Annotated in this window: 16 protein-coding genes; 10 read left to right on the forward strand and 6 right to left on the reverse strand. The window is 53.9% G+C overall.

Annotated elements, in window-relative coordinates; translation table 11 throughout:
• Positions 1-75 precede the first annotated feature (75 nt).
• Together HW115_RS12365 and HW115_RS12370 are read right to left on the reverse strand one after the other, a co-directional pair.
• Complete coding sequence (locus HW115_RS12365; protein WP_178933186.1) at positions 76-1,776, reverse strand: serine/threonine protein kinase; 1,701 nt, start codon at positions 1,774-1,776, stop codon at positions 76-78.
• Between the two features lie 419 nt (positions 1,777-2,195).
• Positions 2,196-3,926, reverse strand: a complete 1,731-nt coding sequence (locus HW115_RS12370) for a serine/threonine protein kinase (protein ID WP_178933187.1) — start codon at positions 3,924-3,926, stop codon at positions 2,196-2,198.
• Positions 3,927-4,216: 290 nt separating this feature from the next.
• On the opposite strand from HW115_RS12370, the gene HW115_RS12375 reads away from it, so the two are divergent.
• The 7 genes from HW115_RS12375 (at position 4,217) to HW115_RS12405 (ending at position 13,782) form a co-directional block, all read left to right on the forward strand.
• Complete coding sequence (locus HW115_RS12375; protein WP_178933188.1) at positions 4,217-6,922, forward strand: vWA domain-containing protein; 2,706 nt, start codon at positions 4,217-4,219, stop codon at positions 6,920-6,922.
• A 74-nt stretch (positions 6,923-6,996) separates the two neighbouring features.
• On the forward strand, positions 6,997-7,785 hold the full coding sequence (gene thiD / locus HW115_RS12380) for a bifunctional hydroxymethylpyrimidine kinase/phosphomethylpyrimidine kinase (protein ID WP_178933189.1): 789 nt from the start codon (positions 6,997-6,999) through the stop codon (positions 7,783-7,785).
• Positions 7,786-7,982: 197 nt separating this feature from the next.
• On the forward strand, positions 7,983-8,372 hold the full coding sequence (locus tag HW115_RS12385) for a hypothetical protein (protein WP_178933190.1): 390 nt from the start codon (positions 7,983-7,985) through the stop codon (positions 8,370-8,372).
• Between the two features lie 107 nt (positions 8,373-8,479).
• Positions 8,480-9,805, forward strand: a complete 1,326-nt coding sequence (locus HW115_RS12390) for a porin (protein WP_178933191.1) — start codon at positions 8,480-8,482, stop codon at positions 9,803-9,805.
• Between the two features lie 32 nt (positions 9,806-9,837).
• On the forward strand, positions 9,838-11,175 hold the full coding sequence (locus HW115_RS12395; RefSeq protein WP_178933192.1) for a porin: 1,338 nt from the start codon (positions 9,838-9,840) through the stop codon (positions 11,173-11,175).
• Positions 11,176-11,318: 143 nt separating this feature from the next.
• Positions 11,319-12,590: a porin gene (locus HW115_RS12400; RefSeq protein ID WP_178933193.1), complete on the forward strand. Its 1,272-nt coding sequence runs from the start codon at positions 11,319-11,321 to the stop codon at positions 12,588-12,590.
• A 34-nt stretch (positions 12,591-12,624) separates the two neighbouring features.
• The gene (locus tag HW115_RS12405) at positions 12,625-13,782 is read left to right on the forward strand and encodes a porin (protein WP_178933194.1); all 1,158 of its coding nucleotides are present in this window, start codon (positions 12,625-12,627) and stop codon (positions 13,780-13,782) included.
• An 89-nt stretch (positions 13,783-13,871) separates the two neighbouring features.
• Here the strand turns inward: HW115_RS12405 and queG are convergent, their stop codons facing one another.
• The 4 genes from queG to HW115_RS12425 form a co-directional block, all read right to left on the reverse strand.
• Positions 13,872-14,891 (reverse strand): tRNA epoxyqueuosine(34) reductase QueG, encoded by a 1,020-nt coding sequence (queG, locus tag HW115_RS12410; protein WP_178933195.1) that lies wholly within the window; start codon positions 14,889-14,891, stop codon positions 13,872-13,874.
• Positions 14,892-14,921: 30 nt separating this feature from the next.
• On the reverse strand, positions 14,922-18,632 hold the full coding sequence (hrpA, locus tag HW115_RS12415) for an ATP-dependent RNA helicase HrpA (RefSeq protein WP_178933196.1): 3,711 nt from the start codon (positions 18,630-18,632) through the stop codon (positions 14,922-14,924).
• Positions 18,633-18,772: 140 nt separating this feature from the next.
• On the reverse strand, positions 18,773-19,327 hold the full coding sequence (locus HW115_RS12420; protein WP_178933197.1) for a BMC domain-containing protein: 555 nt from the start codon (positions 19,325-19,327) through the stop codon (positions 18,773-18,775).
• Between the two features lie 55 nt (positions 19,328-19,382).
• Positions 19,383-20,705 (reverse strand): 4Fe-4S dicluster domain-containing protein, encoded by a 1,323-nt coding sequence (locus HW115_RS12425; protein ID WP_178933198.1) that lies wholly within the window; start codon positions 20,703-20,705, stop codon positions 19,383-19,385.
• Positions 20,706-20,851: 146 nt separating this feature from the next.
• Here HW115_RS12425 and HW115_RS12430 point away from each other — a divergent pair, with 146 nt between their 5' ends.
• The 3 genes from HW115_RS12430 to HW115_RS12440 all read left to right on the forward strand — a co-directional run bounded on the left by HW115_RS12430 (position 20,852) and on the right by HW115_RS12440 (position 23,297).
• Positions 20,852-21,664: a hypothetical protein gene (locus HW115_RS12430; RefSeq protein ID WP_178933199.1), complete on the forward strand. Its 813-nt coding sequence runs from the start codon at positions 20,852-20,854 to the stop codon at positions 21,662-21,664.
• A 71-nt stretch (positions 21,665-21,735) separates the two neighbouring features.
• Entirely contained in the window at positions 21,736-22,632 is an 897-nt protein-coding gene (locus HW115_RS12435; protein ID WP_178933200.1) for a D-hexose-6-phosphate mutarotase, read from the forward strand.
• Positions 22,632-23,297 carry an HAD family hydrolase gene (locus HW115_RS12440; RefSeq protein WP_178933201.1) on the forward strand — a complete coding sequence of 222 codons (666 nt, stop codon included), beginning with the start codon at positions 22,632-22,634 and terminating at the stop codon, positions 23,295-23,297. The genes HW115_RS12435 and HW115_RS12440 overlap by 1 nt, the downstream gene beginning before the upstream one ends.
• Positions 23,298-23,439: the final 142 nt, after the last annotated feature.

The following is a 23,439-nucleotide window of genomic DNA, read 5'->3' on the forward strand; positions in this document are numbered from 1 at the left end:
GCGCCAAATGATTTCGATTCTACATCGCCACCTCCCTCAATCTTTCAATCATCCTCGATACTGACACGCCCATGATCAAACCCGCTCCAAGAGAACAGCGCTCAATCCCATTTCAAAATCCTGGCTCACCTCCACGCCTTTGGCCAAAATTTGGATCGAATAATAGCCGGGTTTGGGCTCATCAATTTTCAACGGAATTTTCACCACCCCCAATGACCGTTTATCCACTTGATAACGATCAACCTGATCCTCCAGATCCTTGTGCGTCGCACGAATTTCAAGGGCCAGGTCACAATGGTTTTGGATCATGTACAAGGTCACCAACAAGCTCCCGCTGTGGCCTTCAGGGATGCGCAAATCCACTCTCCATCCCTCACCCTCTTTAGCTCCACCCACCTTCGAACCCATAACCGCCCGCTGAGGAGTAATGGTGGTTCCACCGGCCTGATAAATCACCGATGTTTCCGAACGGATGAACTCAGAGAATTCGCCTATGGCGAGAATGTTTCGAATATAGGATCCTCCATCTTTCAACATACGGGCAGACGACGCCGGTATTCCTGTGACAACTGTCCAGTCCAGGGTATTCGAACCATCAAACTGAATCTTTACCGGCTTGCTCTTTGTCAGTAGTTCGCCAATCAAATGCGTTGGTTGAAGTTGCACTAATGTGGGGTCCGCTTTTCCACGACCTAAATCTGCCTCTTCAGGTTCATCCGGGCGGAAAATCAAAATCAAGATCAAGACCAATAAAAGAACAATCACCACTCCCACCGCAGCCAGCAACATCTTGCCCTCTTTGTTCATCGGCTTTGAAGCGCCCAGAGCCTTCTTTGGTTTCTTGGCTTTCTTTTTCGATTTTTTTGATGACTCAGCCGACACGGTCACCGGCTCGGATATCTTTGGCTGCATCGGATCCGGCTGCTCGGGCACATCGACCGCCTGAGTGACACCAGGCACATTCGGTGCCGGGGCCTTCAGAGTAATCGCATGCAAGGCCTCCATCGCCTCCTTACTGGATGCCGGCCGCTGATCCTTGGGGCCTGCTACCAGCCACATCACCCAATCGGCAAAATCCTGCTGAACACCTTGCACATAAGTGCTCAGATGCGGCAATCCACCATCTTGGTATGCCTGGGCACACTCCTCGTGGGTCTTACCCGCGTATGGGTGGCCACCCACGAGTGCAATGTAACAAAGCTGCCCAAGGGTGAAGAGATCCGACTGCCCGTCCGGCTGACTTTTTCCATCCCCCAATTCGGGAGCCATCAATACCGGATCAGCCATGATGACATGCGTTCCACAAATCATCGCCGATATGCGATCCAAACCAAAATCGACAATCAAGTACCGGTGCCCGCCGCGAACCCGGGCCAGACGCTTTACCGAATCCGTGCGTAACGCCCCGTGAAACAGCCCGGATGAATGCGCCGCATGCAAGGCATCCAGCAAATCAACCGCCATGTTATGCACCCCGACCTGATTCAGCGCCCCCTGCGCAAGGCGGTCAGCCAATGACTCCCCCTCAATAAACTGGGTCACCATGTAGTATCCATCCTCATTTTTGGCGATATCGTAAATCGTCAGTAGATTCGGATGCTGCAAGGCACATAGTTTTCCCGTGTATTGCGAAAACTCCTCCGGGCGCTCTTTCCCTTCAACCTGCTCAAAATCACGATACACAACCCTACGCTGCAAGGTCGTATCCTGCGCCAAATACACTGAGCCAAGTTGGTCTTTTTCAAGTAAATCGATGGTCTGATAGCGCTCAGTCATAATTCAATGGTGTGTACCCGTGAGGATGATTTTTTCAGCGAATACCTGCGAACGCTAGCAAACATCCTATAGGATAGCACGCTCGAAAATAAAGAATTCTCACATCCATCCAGCCTTGACGACCAGGCATCTCGCAATCCCTCACCACCAAGCAAACCAAGCAATTTCCAGACCAGCGAGAAAGAAAATGTCCTCCCTCCCCAGGGTTCCTACATTAGAGAGATTATCTCGGTGACGCCTGCGGCGCTGACAGGATTGCCAGGATTTTCATTTTCAAATGATCAAAGTTTGCTCAAAATCTATCGCTACCTTCTAAAAAATTCTGTAAATCCTCTTCAATCATGTGAATCCTGTCAGCGCCGCAGGCTGTTAGCCCGTGGTGTATGCACACTGCCTCCCCCCCAAGTCGCAAAAAACGACTAGTACTTCTGTATTTGAATCGCCTGTAAGCCCATACTGAAGTCCCGACTGGAATCCTCGGATTTGGCCGACACCTTAATGGCATAAAAACCTCCGGCCTGAGGCGAACGAATCACCATCGGAACCTTAAACACCCCGGGCGTCCCAGCGGTCATTCTCAGTTTTTCAGGTGCATCCTGCCCCGGTAATTTTACCTCAAACTCATAATCACAACGGTCTTGGATTAAATAAAAAGTGACGAGCACTGGCCCCTGATGCTTTTTGGGCACCCTCAACATCGTCTGCCACCCATGCCCGTAGTTAGCCAAGCCCCGCACCGAGTCCGTCATCGCGCCCTGCGGCTGATGCTCCATGCCATTCCCTTCATACCGAACCAACGCCGACGGCATCTGAAATTGATCATAATCTCCACTGGTAAACAAACTAGCCAGGAACGTTCCATCCTGATGATCCAGACGCTCAGACGAAACAGGCGCGCCGGTCACCAGCGTCCAATCCAATACCTCGCCACCATCCAGCACCACTTTCGGTAAAGTATCATCCGGCTTCAAACCACATAAACGAGACGCGTCCAACAAAAAGACCGGGCCATCACCCATCACCCGCTCACGACCGTCGCCTCCGTCCGACGCATCCCCATTTCCCCGGGTCAGCATACTCACCCCAATCACGAGAATCAGACAAAGCAATGCCGCCCCTGCTCCCATCATCACACGGGTCTGCTTAGGCATCGCCATCAATTTCTCTTTTATCCCTCCACTCTTGGGTGAAATGGCCTGCCCGGGTGATGGCTCAGGTGGAACTTCTGAAGCCATGGCCTGAGTCTGGTTTGCAGCCACCGCTTGAGCCTGAATTCCGGACTGGGGAACGACTGCGGGAGGCGCAACCTCGGCAACCGCCTGAGTCATTCCCGGAATCGTCGATGCAGGAGCGTTGACGGTGATCTCATGCAAGCCGATCATGGCGGCCTCTGCCGATTCTGGTCGGTCGGCAGGATCTGCGGCTACCATCCGCATAATCCAATCGGCAAAATCCTGTTGGAGTTCGGGAGCATACTGTTTCACGTCGGGCATACCTCCTTGCTGATACGCCTGGATGTATTCATCCACTGTATTCCCAGACATGGGGTGCCCCCCGGCAACCGCGATATAACACAACTGCCCAAGAGCAAATAAATCACCTTGCTCGTTCGGCTTGGCGCCTTCCAAAAGTTCCGGCGCGCTCAATTCCAAATCGGACGATACATCATCCCGGCCACCCAACATCGCCGATAGGGTATCCAACCCCAAGTCCCCAACCAAATAGCGATGCCCACCACGAACCCGGTCAATTCTGCTCACAGAGTCCGAACGCAAGGCTCCGTGAATGAGACCTACAGAATGAATCGCATGCAAGGCATCCAATAAATCCGATGCCATATTAAAAACGCCCGTCACACTCAAACTCCCCCGCTTCAGGCGATCCACCAAAGCCTCAGAATCCACATATTGAGTCACCATGTAATACCCTTCATCATTGTGATCGATATCATAAATCGTCAATAGATTCGGGTGCTGCAGGGCACACAACTTGCCGGTAAAAGAAGCAAAATGTTCAGGCAAGCTCTCAGCGGACTGGCTCTCAAATTTCCTAAAAACCACCTTGCGCTGCAAGGTCACATCAAGGGCCATATAAACATCTCCGAGACGATCTTTCTCGAGAAGACTGGTGATTTCGTAACGATTGGACATGATCTAGGTGGGAATCTGCAGTGATCACTCCCTGCAGGCACCTCCCGATTAACAAACTGCAAAGGAAATAGCACGCCCGAATTAATGATTTTCATAATGCGATGTCATTTTTCCATAAAATAAAGCGCGTAACACGACCAAGCACGTCGAACCAATCCCAATGCCGACCGTTGAAGCAAAGCCCCCACACCGGCAAACTTTCTCAAGCCAGCGATTGCATTTTTCTGCAAAATCGCCATGGTAGATCTAACGGCCAAGCTCTTCTACCGACGTCCCGCCCTCCATTACATATGACCTTCACCCAGCCAGAATGGTTCTTTCTCATCCCGGCGTGCCTTGTCCTCGGGCTTCTCTTTCCTGCACTCAACATCAAGCGGCCACTGCGACTTTTACTGCTCGCCACCCTCTCCGTTCTACTCACCGATCCGCGGATCGACAGGCAGCAGGACGCCCTAGACCTCTGGGTGCTGCTCGACCGCTCAGAATCCACCGAAGATCTCGTTGATAAAGGATTGCCGGAGTGGAAAAAACTCCTCCTCTCATCCAAAACCACCAGCCGGGACCAGCTCCACATACTCGATTACGCAGCCGAAGTTTCCGAGCAAAAACCAGGCACGGAAACCTCCGTTTTTACAGGCAACCGTAAACTCACGCGAACCAACCTCGCCATCCAAAATGCTCTGGCTCTCTCCCCGGAAGACAGACCTTCTCGCATCCTGATCTTCACCGACGGCTACTCCACCGAGCCACTCACCGACTCCGTAAGCAAACTTGCCAACCTCGGCATCCCGGTCGACTTCCGACTGGTCCGTGAAGAATCCAGCAACGATTTTCGGGTCTCCCGCCTCCATATGCCGGTCCGGACTCAAATCGGAGAACCATTCGCGATCGAGGTCACTGTCCGCGGTCACACCGACGGCAAGATTCCGCTTCACATCAAACGCAATGGACAGCTACTGAGCGAAACCTCCGTCGAATTAATTCAAGGAAGCGGTCGGGTCGAGTTCACCGACCGAATCCCGCAGTCAGGATCCTATGCCTACTCCGCCGAAATCTTACCGGAACATGATGCGCACCCCGGAAACAACCGACAAGAGCGATGGATCGAGGTTATTGGCGGCCCCCGGGTGCTATTGATCAGCAAATACACCAACGATCCTCTGGCGGCCGCCCTGCGGAGCCAGGATTACGACGTCCAAATCGTCAACCACCCGGAATCTCTGCGAGTGGGACAACTCGCAGGAGCCCGTTCGGTTATTTTCAACAACATCCCCGCATTTGAAGTTCCCCCCGCATTTCAAGACGCCCTGAATTTCTTTGTCAGAGAACAAGGAGGCGGATTTCTGATGGTCGGAGGCAAACAATCTTTCGGCTCGGGCGGCTATTTCCAATCCGCCATTGATCCGTTGCTGCCGGTCTCCATGGAGCTCAAAAATGAGCACCGCAAACTCTCCTGCGCCATGGCCATCGTCATGGATCGATCAGGCTCCATGGCCGTCACCGCAGGTGGAGGAAAAACAAAGATGAGTCTCGCCAACACCGGGGCCGCCCGCGCGGTTGAACTTCTCGGCGAACTCGACCAAGTTTGCGTTTTTGCCGTCGACAGCTCAGCTCACCGGATCGTCCCACTCGTTGATCTCCACCAACAAAAACAAAAAGTCATCGGCCAGGTTCGAAAAATTCGATCCCAAGGTGGTGGCATCTACGTCTACACCGGGCTGAAAGCCGCATGGCAGGAACTCAAAAAATCATCGGCCGGCACGCGCCACATCATTCTGTTCTCAGACGCCGCGGACTCTGAAGAACCGGGCAATTACCAATCGTTGCTGGACGAAATGGTCCGCGAGGGCGCCAGCGTTTCGGTCATTGGCTTGGGCTCTCGCAAAGATAGCGACGCGGCCTTTCTCGAGGATATTGCCAAACGAGGGAAAGGCCGTTGTTTTTTTACCAACCGGCCTGCAGATATCCCCCGACTCTTCGCCCAGGAAACCGTTACCGTCGCCCGGTCCTCCTTCGTTACCGACCCCGTGGGCACCCGGGCCACCGGCAAGTGGTCTGAAATTTCAGCCAAACCATTCCAATGGCTGCCTCAGGCAGACGGCTACAACCTATCCTACGCCCGTCCTGATGCCACCACCTCGCTGGCCACCACCGACGAATATCTGGCACCCCTCGTCGCCCACGCACACCGTGGAATCGGCCGCACGGCCGCCGTATCGTTCCCCCTGGGAGGTTCATCGTCGGAGCTCGTCCGGGCATGGCCCCAATACGGAGACTTCATCCAAACGCTGAGCCAATGGCTGATGGGCGACCAACTCCCGCCAGGCATAGGCATCCGCCACAGGCTCGAAGGAAACCGACTCACCATCGACCTCCTCTACGATACCGAAGCGTGGGCCAAATCCTTCTCACTACAAGCCCCCCGCATCCGCCTGCTCGAAAGCAGCCAACCGGACACCCCCTACGAAGTGGCTTGGAAGCGGATTTCCCCCGGACGTTTCTCGCTCAGCCGTGAGCTGGAAGAGGGCAGCATGATCCGCGGTGCCATTCAGGTTGGCAAACACGCGATCCCTTTCGGCCCGATGGTGGTTGGCTCCAGCACGGAATGGGCGTTCGACCCTAACCGGCTCGCCGAACTTCGCTCACTCTCAGCACAAAGCGGCGGCCGCGAATTACTTGACCTTTCTGAAGCGTGGCAACGTCCACCCTCCACCCACAGCGCCGACTTCCGACTCCCCCTGGGCATCACCGCTCTGATCCTGCTCATACTCGACGCCTTGGTCACCCGGACCGGTTGGCAACTCCCCCTGCCCTCGCGCCAACCTCGCCAAATTCCAGTGACCAAACGTACGCCAACACCCCAAACCGTTCAAAAGCAGCCGACAAATCAGGCACCCTCCCCTCCGTCAAGCTCCCCTCCGTCAAGCCCACCCCCGGTTTCGCCTTCAGAAAGCTCGCGAAGCTCTCGCTTCACCCGTGCCAAACAACGGAAATGACACAGCTCTCGATTTTATCCATGCATTCCCGCCAATTAGTGTTAGTTTAAACATTCATCATCCTCTCATCACCCATGCACCCTATCGCACTTTCCATTGCCGGCTCCGATTGCTCCGGAGGCGCAGGCATTCAAGCTGATTTAAAAACGTTCCAACAGCGGGGCGTCCACGGACTCACTGCGATTACCAGTATTGTTTCCGAAACCCCTCTGACAGTAAGGCACGTCGAACCTGTTTCCATGCCCTTGCTCCAAGACCAAATCAATCTGCTGCTCGATTCCTACCCCATATCGGCCATCAAAACCGGCCTACTCCCTACCAGAGCAACCACCATCGGAGTCTACGAAATTCTCAAAGAGACCCAAATCCCTCTCGTCGTTGATCCGGTCATGGTCGCATCCACCGGAGCTCAGCTCGTCGACAGCACCACCCTAGCGGTCCTCACCAGTCGGATCCTCCCCATCACCACATTGGTGACCCCGAATATGGCCGAAGCTTCAGCCATTCTCGGTCGCCCGGTTGAACATGAAAACGATTTGGAACCTGCAGCCAAGGACATCGCAGAAAAGCACCAAACATCCTGTCTGGTAAAAGGTGGACACCTTCCCGGCACCGGTGACCGACTCGACGTCCTTTGGCATCAGGGGCAAGCCCACCACTACAGCCATCCCGCAGCCGACCTGCCGGAAGGAGGCATCCACGGGACAGGCTGCACCCTTTCCGCGGCCATCACTGCAGGACTCGCATTGAATCTGAGCATAGAAGAGGCCGTTCGTGGCGGAATTGACCAAGTCCAAACACTCATCCAATCCGCCCATAGCTGGCCCTCCGGAGAAGACACCATCCTTTGTCTGGGATGGTAACTTACGGAAGTTAACTCTCCAAGCGAGGTCTGTATTCGCTGTAAAACACAAGATCTCCAACACCTTTGTGAAGGTTTCGTGACAATTTCAATCTGTGAACAAGATCCCTGCAAAGCCAATGCTTCAAACGCTTTTGCAATCCAAACAACACTTCTGGCGTGCATCCTCTCTTCATTCGCGTTATATAGACCATCACCATGAGAACCTCCCCCATCCCCCTGACCGCATCTCTGGCTTTGGGTCGTAGCATACCACTGGTTCTTGCCTGCGCCTTAATCTCAGCTTGTGGAAACTCATCCAGCTCCAACCTGGCCAGTAAGTCCATCGACAAAGTCACGGGCCTCTGGCCCAGACGCGTCGACGTCGTCGACGTCCGCCACAAGGAATTAAAAAAAATGCCCAGCGGCAAAGACTTGGCACTTGCATGGGACCGAAGCCTAAACCAATGGGTCTATGTCCCGGTCGATTACAAACCGCCCACCCTGCCTGATGACCCGACCATGCCCATCGATGCCGGATTGCTTCCGCCACTGCAACCGGGGCTCGAGAGCACACTCGACGGCCAAGGGCAACTGCCGGCAGAATAATCCACCCCATCGAAACGGCTCGCCATCCTAGCACGAGAAGGAATTCCTAGCTTGGCATTTTTGTCCTGTATCCATCCTACCCTCTCTGCTAGTGTGCCTCGAGCCATATGCAAACCAAGGATGGACATACCCTTCCAAAAACGCCCCACTGCCAACGTTTTTTGTGGCAATGGCTTGCCCTGATTGGAGTCCTCCTGATCACATCCTCGACGCTGCAGGGACAAATCACGGAAATCGAGGCAAAACATCAAAAAAACCTCAAGGACTTTTCCCCCATTGAGGTGCTGCCACGCTTTGGAGAAGGCAGAGGGTGCGCATGGATTTCCAACGACCCTGGAACCCTCTTCGACAGCTCAGAAAACCCCATCTTCCAAGGTGCTGTCATCTATGGTAACCCACACTGGCAATACGCCCATGTCAGCGGAACCGACGCACTGGGAAACGACTTCAACGGTCATGAATCCATCCTGCGCCGCTTCGAGCTCGGTGTTCGCCTCCACTTCTTAAACTATTTCACCGCATCGATCTCAACAGATGTGGAAGACGACGGCAAAGCTAAGGACGACAACAGCTACGACTCCCTTGACTACGCTCTTTACTCATCCGATATCATCTTTGATGCCCAAGATGCCTTCAACTGGGAATGTTACGATCAATTCCAACTTCGACTCGGCTATTTTAAAGTCCCCTCCAATGCAGGGTGGGCCACATCGTCCAACTCCATGCGAGCCATCGAACGAGCGTCCCTATCCAACTACTCAAGCCCGTCCGACTCTCTGGGAGCGATGATTTCGGCACGACGAGGACGCTGGGACTTCGATCTCGGAATCTTTTCAGGAGATGAAATTGATAATGGATTCGATTCTGAACGAGGTAGCTTCTGGCTCGGCCACATCGGCTATATGTTTGGAAAACGGGAACGCCTCGACAGTCTGCGAACCGACCTCCGGGTGCTGGTGAGTAACGCCCCCGAAAAAGGAGAAACCTTCCAGCAAGACTGGGTTGTCTCATGGAGCACCGTCATGCGTCGCCAGCACTGGCGGATGATGAGCGACTTCATTATCGGCGAGAACGGGGACCACAACACCCCCTCGCAAAATGGCACCTACTGGGGAATCAATATCATGCCCAGTGTCTGGCTGCTCGAGGACCGGCTTGAGGCCATCTTCCGCTACCAATACGTCGAGGCCGATCGACGGAACGGCTTTCGAGTTTCCTCTCACTCGATCCGGCGCATCGCGGATCAGGAGGGAGCGTTCATCAACGATGGCTATGGCGACAAGCACCAAAGCCTCTACGCAGGACTCAATTACTACATCTGTGGTGATAACACAAAAATCATGGCCGGCGTGCAATGGGACGACCTAACGTCCAGAAACAAACAGGTATTCGAAGGCCTGAGCACCTGGTTCGCCGTCCGGCTCTATTTTTAACCCCGCTCAAATCCGAACCCATACATGAATCCATGATACCTAGACCGATCCGTAAACATTCAGCCCCCACCCTCATCACCCTAACAACCCTAGCAACCCTCGGACTATCTCCTTCGTCCAGTTTTGCAGGAACCGAAGCCAAGTCCGTTCTCGAAGAACCCGCTCCCTGGAACTGGTGCACCTGGCTCCAAGACGACCCTGGCACACTCTACAAAAATAAGAGCAACCCCTACGTCCAGGAACTTAAAATCTACGGCCGATTCCAATGGCAATATGCTTACGTCGACGGTGAAGGTTCCTTCGAGGGTGGAACCCGCGATTTTAACTACGACACCGAAGAAATCCGCCGTTTCCGTGTCGGGGCAAAAATGAAATTTCTCGATTACTTCAGTGTCCACGCCCGGGCCAACTTTGAAAACGACCTTTCTCCCATCGGCGGCTCACGAGACATCGAATACTTCAACCTCTACACTTCGACCCTCGATATTGACCTCCAGAAAGCCTTCGATTTAGACACTCTCGAAGAATTGGAAATCTCAATCGGCAAACAGAAGGTTTCCAACAGCGCCGAAAAGTATATTTCATCACGCTACATCAAAACCGTCGAACGATCATCCCTGAGTAACTACGTCACCGTCCCGACATCCACAGGCGTCTCACTTTCCACAGCCTTCGACGCCTGGAACATCAGCCTGGGTATGTATTCCGGTGATCTGGAACAGGAGTTCTCCAAATTCGATAACGACTACTTTTACACCCTGCACACCGGCTACAAATTTGAGGACCCTCGTTTCGCGGATAAATCCCGAATTGATTTCCGCTTCATCCTCAATGGTGACGAAGAGGAAAATGCCGTCAAAAACCTGGAGAGCATCGGCTCGTTCAACCAAAAATGGGTCGCCTCCCTGAGTTCCAAATCCAAATGGGGCAAATTGCGTCTGCTCACCGACCTGGTTTACGGTGACAACGGAACCAACTACGATATCGACAACAAAGGCCGCCCTGAAAACAACCCGGAACGGGAAGGCACCTTCTGGGGCTTTGTCCTTCTACCGACTTACTGGATCCTCGACGACCAACTGGAAGCCGTCTTCCGTTACCAGTATGCCTCTGCCAGTGAAGAAGAAGGCTTCCGTATTTCCAGCCGCTACTCACGCACCGCTGGCAATGCTTACGACTTCACCGGACCCAACGACATGTCCAACGGTCGCGGTGACAGCCACCACAGCGCTTATCTCGGATTAAACTACTACCTCTGCGGCGACAACGCAAAGATCATGGCTGGGGTCGAATACGATGATTTGGACTCTGGCTCCCAGGACGTCTACGAGGGCACCACCATCTGGACGGCCTTCCGCATGTATTTCTAACGTCCATCCGACCCGTTTCAAACCACCCGAACCCTGAATCTGCCAACGCAGGTTCGGGGTTTCTTCTTTTCATCGCACTCAATTCTGCTACTTCAGCCTCCACGCGGGCATTTTTTCCCCGCTCCAACAAGTAACCTATGATTATGAACAACGAAACCAACGTTGCCAGTATCCGCCCACTCCGTGGTGTCGCTCTGGCCCTTGCGATCACATCCGCTTCTGCTCTTGCAGGAACCTCTGCAAAATCGACCATCGTCGAATCACCGGAACCTGAAAAGGGGTTCTGTGACTGGCTCAGCAATAAACCCGGAACCCTCTACAAAAACAAAGAGAACCCCTACATCCAGGAACTCGGTATTTTTGGCCGCTTCCACTACCAACATGCGTGGATAGACGGATCCTCCGACGGCAAAGACTTCTGGTATGACAACGAAGGTGACTTCCGTCGAGCCCGCCTCGGAGCCCGTGCCAAATTCCTGAACTACTTCCACATCTGGGCCAATGCCGACATGGTCCGCGATACCCGCCCAGCCGGGGGCGACGCCGATTGGGATTACCACAACCTCTACGAAGCCAAGTTCCTCTTCGATGCCCAAAAAGCCTTCGACATCGACAACCACAGCCGCTTCACCCTTGGCTACGGAAAGTCCGAGGTCAAAACCGCCTACGAATCCCAAACCTCATCCAAGAAAATCAAAACGGTTGAGCGTTCCGCCATCTCCAACAAGATATTCCAAACGACCCTAACCGGAGCGTGGCTTGATGCTTGTGCTGGCAACTGGTCCTACTACGGTGGCGTTTTTAGCACGGCCTGGGACGAAGAAATCGCATCTTGGAATGCTGGCGAACTCTATCACGCCCGACTCGCCTACGACACCAGCGATTGCCTTTCACTGGAACAATCCGAACTCAGCGCCGCTTTTGCCTATGCTGACAACGATGATTTCGACGGCATCAGCTTGAATTACGAATGGGCGGGAGCGCTTGCATTTACAGCCGAACAAGGCCGGGCCAACTACATGGCCAACCTGATCTTCGGAGAGAACCGTGACGATGCCCTCGATGATCGCGGCGGAAGCTTTTGGGGGGTTGTTTTCATGCCCAGCTACTGGCTCATCGACAACGACCTTGAGGCGGTCTTCCGCTACCAATACCAAGCTGCAAGCGAAGACAAAGGCATTCGCATCAACAGCCGCTATGCCCGTACAGCAGGGGCCGTTGAGCAAGAGGACATCTCCCTCTTGAGAGGTGGCCGGGGAGACCAACACCACAGTGCCTATCTCGGACTCAACTACTACTTCTGCGGTAACCATTCGAAAGTGATGGCTGGCGTAGAATACGACGATCTGGAATCCGACGGCGACGATATCTACCATGGATTCACCTACTTCCTTGCCTACCGTATGTATTTTTAGTATTTCATAGGTGATTCTCACATCACCCGTAACGATGAAATACCCAACCCTCTACTCCCTTTTTTTTACCTTCATCACCTGCTTTCCGCTCAGTGCCGGAGAGCAGGTGATTTTGTCTAAGCCTCCGGCAGACACCCCATCGTCTTTGGATCGCCTCTGGGGCTATGCCACGCTCTATCAAAACGAGAACAATCCGGTGATCCAAAAATTCGTCCTGAGTGGAAGATTGCATGCGGATGCCATCCGGTTCGATGAAGACCCGGGAAATTTCGAAGACATGCTCTGGCGACGATTCCGGTTCGGATTCAAATCCTCCTGGTTCGATCACTTCACCCTACAACTTGAGGCGGATATCGATCTCAACGACATGGATTCCGACGAGCTCGACGACAGCTACAACCGGCTCACCGATGCATACATCGGCTGGTCACGCAGCAAAGCGTTGGCAATCAAACTCGGCAAACAATCCGCCGGCTTCACCCTGGATGGTGCCACCTCATCCAAAAAACTGCTCACCCCGGAACGTAGCACTGTGGCGACCAACCTCTGGTTTCCCACCGAGTATTTCACCGGCATCTCCACCAAGGGAAGAATCGACCACTGGAGCTATCAAACCGGCGCCTTTTCATCCAGCGACGACGAGGAATTCGGCACCTTTGACAGCGGCTATTTCGGACTCATTTCGCTCGGATACGATTTCAAGCACCTCACCGGCTGTGACCGAAGCGAAGCCAGGATCGATTATGTTTACAACGACCCCGACTACGATGGCAATGTGGGAACCCGGGACCTCAGACAGGTCGTCAGCCTGAGCGCGTGGTGGGAAAACCAACGCGCTGGCATCGCCACAGGTTTATCCTTCGGTGATGGTATCGAAGGACAAAGCGACCTGTATGGCTTGGAAATCATGCCCTACTATACCATCAATGACACATGGCAGTTGGTCTTCCGCTACACTTATGTTTACAGCCCGGATGACAACGGCGTGCGCCTCAACCGCTACGAAAGCCAAGTGGTTACCGGTCGCTGTAACGCCGCCCATGAATGGTTTCTCGGGATCAACACCTATTTCTACGGACACAAACTCAAATGGCAAAACGGGATCGAATACATCCACACCAATGATCGGGCCGACGATGGTGGCGAGTATTCGGGGTGGGGCCTCACCTCCGCCTTCCGGATGTATTTTTAAACGGCATCTCTAAAGTAGGACCGATTTTTAATCGGTCATCTGCCTATCGAGCAAAGAATCTTGGCATGCACCCTGCATAACAATCGGTCCTACTTTGCCTCAAGCTCTTTCACTGCCCACTGGGCATGCTCCGAGATCAAGGAATCCTCATCTTCAGCTGCCTTTCGTAAAGCTGCCAAATCCTCTTTCGTTCCCACATTCCCGAGGGCAACACACACGTTCCGAAGAAAACGGTTTCGCTTGATCCGCTTGATCGGAGACTTGGCAAACAATCCCCTGAACCCCTCGTCATCCAGATCTAAAAAATCACGCAAGCGATGTTGAAACACCGCCTGACGAGCATGAAACTTACTCTCCCGACTCATACTCGCAAAGCGATTCCAGGGACAGACATCCAGGCAAGTATCACAGCCGTAAATCCGATCCCCTATCAGCTTTCTAAACTCCACCGGAATCGACCCCATGTGCTCAATCGTGAGATAGGAAATACATCTCCGTGCATCCACTCGGTGGGCCTCGGTAATAGCCTCGGTTGGACACGCCACCATACACCGGGTGCACTTCCCGCAATGGTCCCCGAATGGATCATCCGCGGGCAAATCCAAGGTCGTAATCATCTCAGCCAGAAAAAACCAGGTTCCGATGCCTCGGTGAATCTGCACACAGGATTTACCATTCCAACCGAGCCCGGAGGCCGTGGCAAAATCCCTCTCCAAGACAGGACCGGTATCCGAGTAAAACCGCTGCACCCCACCCATCTCCACCATGGCTTCGTTCAAATCCCGAAGCTTCCCCTCCATGATATCGTGGTAATCTTCATTCCAGGCATATTTAGCAATCCTATAGCCAACGTCCGGATCCTGCTCTCCTGGATAATAATTCAATGCCAGACTCACCACCGAACAGGCACCATCAACCACCAAGCGAGGGTCACAACGGCGCTCGACATTGCGCTCCAGCCACTTCATATCCCCGGCACAACCGTCCTGAACCCACTGAAGGTATTGATCTGCATGCCCCGCCACACGGGCACGTGACACCCGACAATCGTCAAATCCAAGCTGCTTGGCAACCTGCTGGATGTTGCCTTTTATGATCTTCCCATTCACCTTTCCAGATTCTTAGCATGAATTCGCCCTTCAGTAAAACGACAGTTGCTCCAGCTGCTCCTCTACCCGTTTTTCCGAAACCTTGACCCGCCGAGGTTGACTGGGGGCAAACTCCGCCACACGCCACTCCATCATCAACCAACCACAGGCCCATAAAGACCGATCCTCCGGATCATCCTTCCATCTCGGGAACCACATATCCCAAAGGCGCTGAACCCTCTCCCTCTTTTCATCATCCTTAAACAAAGGCAAACTCTTCAAACGTTTAATACGCTCCTCCATAGCTAGGAAATAGCGTGCATAGTTCGCCATGCGGACATAGCCGGCACGCCAGGCAAAACCACCCCCTAACAACCAATCCAATTCTTCAGCCAAATCCTCGGCAACCACATGCAAATGCCGGTCTCCGCGATGGTCTTCGATCCAATCACTCACCCAGCGGTAACTCTCAAGCATGGCTTCGAATTCAACCGCCAGCCGGTCAGCGCAGGCAAATAACTCTCCCTTGCCCCGGGATGCCGCCAGAGAAAAGCTCTCCGCGTCACGAGGGAGATCACTGCCCATCGCTCCTTCGCATGCCAGCCGCAACATATCGACTAACAATTCGCCCCTCCCTGAATCCATCACCGGCAGCATCATTTTCCCCATCATTCCGAAGGGAAACTTGCGCCGCACATAATCCACCTGTCCCGCTTCCACAATTTGGAACAAGCGCACGCAGCCGGCTCGGTGGCTTTCGGCCGCCTCCTCCCGGTTCAAAAACGCCCGCATCCCCACCGACTCCCCTTCATCCACAAGAGCGGGATACACACCTGCTTCAGCCTCTACCGGGATGGTTTCAAAATCCCAGGCATAACCTCCGGTCATTTCCCATTCCTGATTGACCTGCAACTCCCGCCGCTCCCGCATCAAACCCGTGAGGCTCTGCCGCAGTTCCTCCACATCTTCCCCCAGTGCGAGTTCTTTTTCATCTTCACTCCAGACCCGGAGCTTCGGTCGTAACTCGCCAGGCAACCTCCCAGGATCAAACATCCCGGAATCGATTCGATGCCCGGTTCGTTCTGCCAAAAATGCAGCCAACTCTTCCAGAAGCCCCCTCGATGGCTCCCACCCCCGCCAATCATCCACAAATTGACGCGCCGCCTCCCTACCTGGCGAACACGCCTGCCTCTGGCTTTTGGGTAAAGACCGAATCAACAGATAGACCCGCTCTTCCAACAGTCCGGGAACCCCCCAGCTCGGAAGAAAATCCGGGAAGTGAACAATCTCATCCATCCCCAACTCAAACACAACCCCATCCGCACGCTCACCTGGAGCTTGCATGTAGCTAACATCATAGCTGTGTTCAGCATGCCACACCACATCGGGAAAATCTTCCAGATCCTCGAGATCCCCCCAAATGCAATCTTGGATCGATACCATCAAACCCTCTTCATTCGCCCCGGTCGTTCTCCACTTCTGAAACGCCTTGGCGGTGCAAATCCGCTCAGGAATACGCTCCAGGAAAAAATCATACACCGCCTCCTCCGACCACAGACCTCCGGATCGGCGCAATTTATGCTCCGCAGCTTCCACCTCTTGGCGCACTTGCTGCAAGCGCTTCAGGAACCGCCCCTTGGTTCGCAAGCCTCCACCTAACACAGCTTCACGAACAAAGACTTCATGCGCTTCTTGCGGGTGCACCCGACCATAAAAAACAGACCGCCCATCCACCAGTTTCAAGCCGCCACAGATCACCGTCTCTTTCCCATACACCGCCCCCTGGCGTTCATCCCACTTCGGTGAATGATATCGGCTTTTGCACAAATGGGGAACCACCTCTTCCAGCCAGCGGGCATCCAGCTTGGCCACCTTACGCGCCCAGACCCGGGCGGTTTCCACCAACTCATATGCCAGTAACCACTCCGGTTTCTTTTTCCCAAACAATCCAGAACCAGGGAAGATGGCAAACTCCCGACCCCCGGTACTCCGGTAGACCCGCTTCTCCTTGTCCCAAAAGCCAAATTGCTTCGGAATACCTACTAACAAAGACTTGTGCATTTCATCTTCGTCCCCCCACTGACTTCGCTCTGCAGCCAACTCCCCTACCCGAACTTTCAATGTCTGGCCAACCAAACGCTTCAACTCAGCCACCACCTGATCCCACTCCATCACCCGGCGAAAACTCAAAAAGTGCTGCTTACAATACTTCCGAAGCTGATTACGCTTGAAACGCCTCCGCTTGCTCGATGGATCTCGAAACGCACCCACCGCTGACCAAATATGCAAAAGTGTTAGAAAATCCGAGTCCTCATCATTGAACTTTTTATGTGCCGTATCCGCTTCGGACTGCTTTTCCTGTGGCCGTTCACGCACATCCATCACGGACATCCCCCCGACCATCACCAACACCCCCTCCAGCACCTTGCGCTGTTCAGCCTCGATCAGCATGCGCCCCAATCTGGGGTCGAGAGGAAGGTTCGCTAACTTTCGCCCGATCACCGACAAGGGCCCTTCTTTTTCCATCGCCCCGATTTCCTCCAAGGTTCGGTGTCCTTCGCTGATGGCACGTGTCGAAGGAGGGCTGAGGAAGGGAAACTCCCTGACATCGGGAAGCTTCAATGATTTCATCCTGAGAATGACGCCTGATAAAGCACTCCGCCTAATCTCAGGATCGGTATACTCATCCGCAGCATCATGAATCTCTTCACTATACAGACGAATGCAGACACCCTCGCGAACCCGGCCACAGCGACCGCGCCGCTGACGCGCACTTGCCTGACTGATTTGCTCCACCTGTAATCGTTGGATTTGGCGCACCGGGTTCCAGCGGCTCACCCGGGCTAAGCCGCTGTCAATGACATAGACAATCCCAGGGATGGTTACCGAGGTTTCCGCCACATTGGTCGCCAGCACCACCCTTCGTCTCGGACCTCCGGTCTTGAAGACACGCTCCTGTTCATCGAGCCCCAGTCGGGCAAACAAAGGTAAAATATCGGTCTGGGGAAATTGGCGACCATCCAAGGCCTCGGTGCATTCCCTGATTTCACGCTCACCGGGGAGAAAGATCAGCACATCGCCACCGGCATCCAGATCCGTCACCCATTCCACAGCCCGCGCCACATGCCGTGACAAATCCTCGCCATCGGTCAAGGCCGGCAAATAGTGGTCTTCCACCGGAAACGTCCTTCCTTCGACATTCACCACAGGAGCCCCATCAAAGTATTCGGAAAACTTCCCCGCATCCAATGTGGCTGAACTGACCACCACCCGCAAATCCTTCCTTCTGCGTAAAAGATTTTTTAGATACCCGAGAACAAAATCAATATTCAGGCTACGCTCATGGGCCTCATCAATGATCAGGGTATCGTACTGCCGGAGATTTCGATCCCGTTGGGTTTCAGCAAGCAAGATCCCATCGGTCATAAATTTGATCGACGTCTCCTCCTGCACCTTTTCAACAAAACGAACCTGATAGCCGACCCGATCGCCAAGCCCGGTTCCCATTTCTTCTGCCACCCTCCGGGCCACCGTGGCCGCGGCCAAGCGACGTGGCTGAGTACACCCGACCCGTCCATTCTTACCTTCCTCACAGGCCAACTGGTAGGCCATCTTCGGTAGCTGCGTGGTTTTTCCGCTGCCCGTTTCTCCGACAACAATCACCACCTGGTGCGAGCGCATCGCCTCCATGATCTCATCGCGGCGTTTTGCCACGGGAAGATCCGGGTAATTGATCGTAGGAATCTCAGGAGCCTTCGGCATTCGCAAAGCCTCATAAGTCCCGACACAAGAGTCAAGGGTGTTGAACCCGACAAGCCAAGAAAAGTAGAGCTAAGCTCCAAGCTGCAATCAAGCCAGTCAGCAGCTCCCCCACGATAACCCCATCCCACGAGAAGCCCAGGCTACAGGACCTCACGATACACATCCTTGTGCGGTCGCGGTATGACCACGGCATTCACCAGGACCCCGGCCTCACTGATCACCTTCTTGCCTGCATCCACGGCGGCCTGCACCGATGAAACATCCCCGGTAAAGGTCGCAAACGCCTTCCCTCCGAGAGCCATCGCCAATCTCACTTCCATGATCTTGACATCCGCGGCCTTCACCGCGGCATCCGCCGCTTCAATCATGGTCACCACATTAAAGGCCTCAAAAATCCCGAGAGCACCACTGGGTTCAACAGGCTGACTGCGCCCGATCGCAGCAAACACATCCGGATGAATCCGGGGCAATACCGTGTGATCAATCAGAAAACCACGCGCAGTCAAACAACCGACATGCACCGCGGACTTGACCGATGACACATCGCCACTGACCAAAACCATGTACTTTCCAGAACAGATCGACCGCGCCAAAATGAGTTTGACGTTCGCCGCTTTCAACATGGTATCGGTCACCGTAAACCCGGCGACAATACTGCTGACTTCAATAAGACCAATGGCTTGATGGTTGGACATAATCGTTAAAAATAAAAGTGAATCAATAGGGTGAAAATAAATACGGAGAGGCCGGTTAACCGACAGAAAGAACCAATGAGCTATCGGATACGGCTTCGATCACCCCGGCTAGTGGCGCGTGGATAATAGCGCCAAGATTTTTAGGCGCGGGAGCGGCAATAAGCTCTCCCTCGGAAACCTTCTGCCCGACAGATACCTTCGCCTCGGCGGGTGCCCCGGCATGCTGTTTAAGAGGCAACACCAACTGCTTCGGCACAAAGTCCACCGTCCGCACCGGAGCCGGACGATCGTATTCAAGGATATCCAACTTGGCCATCAAGCGCTTGGTCGGCGTTTTCCGGCCTTCGCGCATCGGGTGCGGCTCGGTCGGGCTCGCTCCGGTCCATTGGAAGCCCTTCTCCCTGAGTCGATCCTTGGCCGAATCACACGCTTCTTTCGGGAACAAGGCTTCAGGACAGGCAAACAAGGTACAAAGGCCACAGGCACAACACAATGCCGCCCATTCGCTGTACCGCTCGTCACCAGAACTTGTAAAGGACAGGCTGCGCATCACTTGGTGCGGCTCGATATCATAACCAAGCAGGTAGCGTGGACACAACTCGGTGCAATACCGGCACTGGTCACAGGCCGACTTCCCAATGGCATCCATGTATTTCAACGGTTGCATCTTACGCACCATAATCGGATGCGTCCGATCCAGCACAATGATCCCGCTTGAGGTTTTGGTAACGGGTTCATCCAAATCTTCCCCCAGGCGACCCATCATCATCCCTCCGTGCATCAGCACAGGATCGGGAACGGTCACGCCTCCAGCCATCGCAATCAGATCACGGTAACTCACCCCAACAGGGACTTCTGCGGTAAACGGCTCAGCCACCGCGCCGGCAATCGTCAAGGTCTTGCGAATCACAGGCTTGCCGTCCACGGCGAGCGCCATGTTGATCAATGATTCCACATTGCTCACCAGACAACCGACATCTTTCGGCAGCCCCGCTGCAGGAATCAACTTCCCAGTCACTTCATATACCAAATCAAACTCATCTCCGGCCGGGTAAAAGTCTCCGAGTAAATGCACCCGGGCCATCGTTCCCTCACAGGCAGCTTCACAAGCCTTCACCGCCTCCGCATTTTTTTCCTTAATGCCGATGACCGCTTCTTTCGCACCCACCGCTTCCACCACGAGCAACAAGCCACGCACCAACTCGTCCGCACGCTGTTCCATCATCGCCGCATCCTTGTGCAGTAAAGGTTCACACTCCGCACCATTCACAATCACCGTGTCGGCAGACGCCGCAAGTTTCACATGAGCCGGAAAGCCTCCCCCACCAGCACCTACGACGCCGGCATCACGAACTTGATCTGCAAATTGATTGGTCACACACAGACCGTAAAAAGACCACCACACATGACAAGCAAAAAAAATCAAAGAAAAACAAAGAATTTGCAAAGCTCCGACCTCTGATCATCTGTCATCCTGCTCATCTTTCCTTGACCTAAACCAAAGGCCAAACCACATGTATAGCTATGATACAGAGTCTGTCACTCATCCTCCTTTCCTGCTTTCTCATCCTAGCGGAGCTTCCCCATTCGGCGGAAGCCGCCGCCCCGCTACCAAGGTTCCGCGTCGAAACCAAAGGCTTCAAGGCATCCGAAGCCGATATCAAAAACTTGCTCGACAGCGCCACACTCGAACTCTGGAAACATTTCCCAAACTACCCACTCGACCCCATCGTCATCACGCGTGGCAACGACGGTCCCATCGTTCTTTACAAGCGCAACAGTAAAGATGAAATCGTGGTCCGGCTCGACACCTCAGGCTCCTACTGGTCCCAGTACAGCTATCAATGGGCACATGAATTCTGTCATATCCTCTGCGGGTTCCGACCGGACGGACGTGAAAACAAATGGTTTGAAGAAACCCTCTGCGAACTTGCCTCCCTCTACGTGATGCGAAGCATGGCCAAAACCTGGGAATCCAAGCCACCATACCCGAACTGGAAAAACTACCGTCACTCGCTGCAAACATACGCAGATAATGTCATCGCCAAACGCGAAAAAATCACCCCATTCCAACTGGATAATTTCTACCGGAAACACGCCACCTCACTCCGGAAAGACTCAACCCAGCGCCACCTCAATGGGGCCATGGCTGCGGCTTTACTACCACTCTTCGAAGAAAAACCAGAACACTGGGAAGCGATTCGCTGGCTCAATACCAAGCCGGCCACCAAGGGCATGAGCTTCGCACGCTATCTCAAAAAATGGCACGACTCCGTTCCTCACAAACATAAATCTTTCGTCAAAAAAATCAGCAAACTCTACGGCGTGAGTGTGTAATTCCACTCCGCTTGCTGATACCCATCTCCTGTTGACAAATCCGGCATCCTGCACGTCAATACGCGCGACTTATGCCAGTTCCTCATCTTGACCTCTCTTCCTTTGGCCTCCCGGACATTCTGAGTCTGGAAGAACCGAGTCCCGGCTACCCGGTCATCCGGATCAGCAACCCGTTCGCCGACGCTTGTATCGCTCTTCACGGCGCCCATCTCACCCACTTTGCCCCACAAGGTGAAGAACCGGTTATCTTCACCAGTCAGGACGCGGTCTACCGTGAAGGTAAAGCCATTCGTGGTGGCATCCCGGTTTGTTGGCCGTGGTTTGGAGCCCACCCCGACGGCAAAAAAAATCTTCCCGCCCACGGCTACGCCCGCACCACGTTCTGGCATCTGGTATCGGTAAAAAACGATGCCTCCGGCACCCACCTCCTTTTCTCACTTCCACCACAAGCAGACAAAGAACAAGGGACGAAATTAAGCGCCACGCTCGAGTTTTCCATCGGCCAAACCCTGACGCTCAAACTCACCAGTAACAATATCAGCCAAAACACCCAACGATTCAGCGAAGCCCTGCATACCTACTTTGCCGTTGACGATAGCCGCCACACCGAGGTTTCAGGCCTCGATGGCGATCATTACATCGACACCACCGGAGACAAGGAAACTAGGAAAACCCAATCTGGTCCGGTCGGCTTTCCCGGAGAGATCGATCGTATCTACCACAGCTCCAGCACGCTCACGGTCCGCGAGCAAACCAAACCGAGGGCCATCACCATCAACAAAGACAACAGCCAGAGTTCCATCATCTGGAATCCGGGCGAAGAAAAAGGAAGCGCCATGGGCGATCTGGCCAATGACGAAATCACCCGCTTCATCTGTGCCGAATCCGCTAATGTTCGCGAACAGAGCATCGAACTTGCTGCGGGAGCGTCACACACACTCACCTTTAACATCTCTACCCAAGCCTAATGTTCCATCACCAACAGCAAGAAATTCAAGAGGTCATCCACAATGCCAAGGCTGTCCTGTTCGACTTCGACGGCATCATCCTCGACAGCGAATGGCCGATCTATCAGTCATGGAAACGCCTGTTCAAACGCGAAGGTCACACGCTGGAACAAAAGATGTATGTCAATTGTATCGGCAGCGATTTTGAAACCTGGTCTCCCCCAAACTACCTCGAAGAACTCACCGGTAAACACTTCGACTGGGAAAAGGAAAATGCAGCCCGTCAGGTCGAAATCATGCGGGACCTCGAATCCGCGGAACCCATGCCCGGCGTCCGCGACTTGGTAATCGCTCTCAGCGAAAAACCCACTGCCGTCGTCTCCAGCTCCTCCCATCGCTGGGTCGATGGCTGGTTGGAAAAGCTAGATCTCATGCCCCACTTCAACACCACCGTGTGCCGTGGTGACGCACCCAAAATCAAGCCTGCCCCCGACCTGTTTCTCGAAGGTGCCCGACAACTCGACACCGCCCCGAGTGAATGCCTTGTCATCGAAGACTCCATCAACGGCCTGCTCGCAGCGCACCAAGCAACAATGAAAGTCCTTGCCGTCCCAAACCGGCTCACCCACATCCTCGACTTCAGCGCAGCCGACTGGCGGGCCAAATCGCTCAAGGGGCTTGCTTGAACCAACTCCTATCAGGAGCTAATATTCACGGAGGATTGAGGCCAATCAATATTCACGGAGGATTGAGGCCAATCCTCCCTACCTATATTTCCAACCACTATACAGGAACACCCCGGCACATCGAAATATTAGATTCAAGCCA

Source organism: Oceaniferula marina (assembly GCF_013391475.1).
GTDB classification, from domain to species: domain Bacteria; phylum Verrucomicrobiota; class Verrucomicrobiia; order Verrucomicrobiales; family Akkermansiaceae; genus Oceaniferula; species Oceaniferula marina.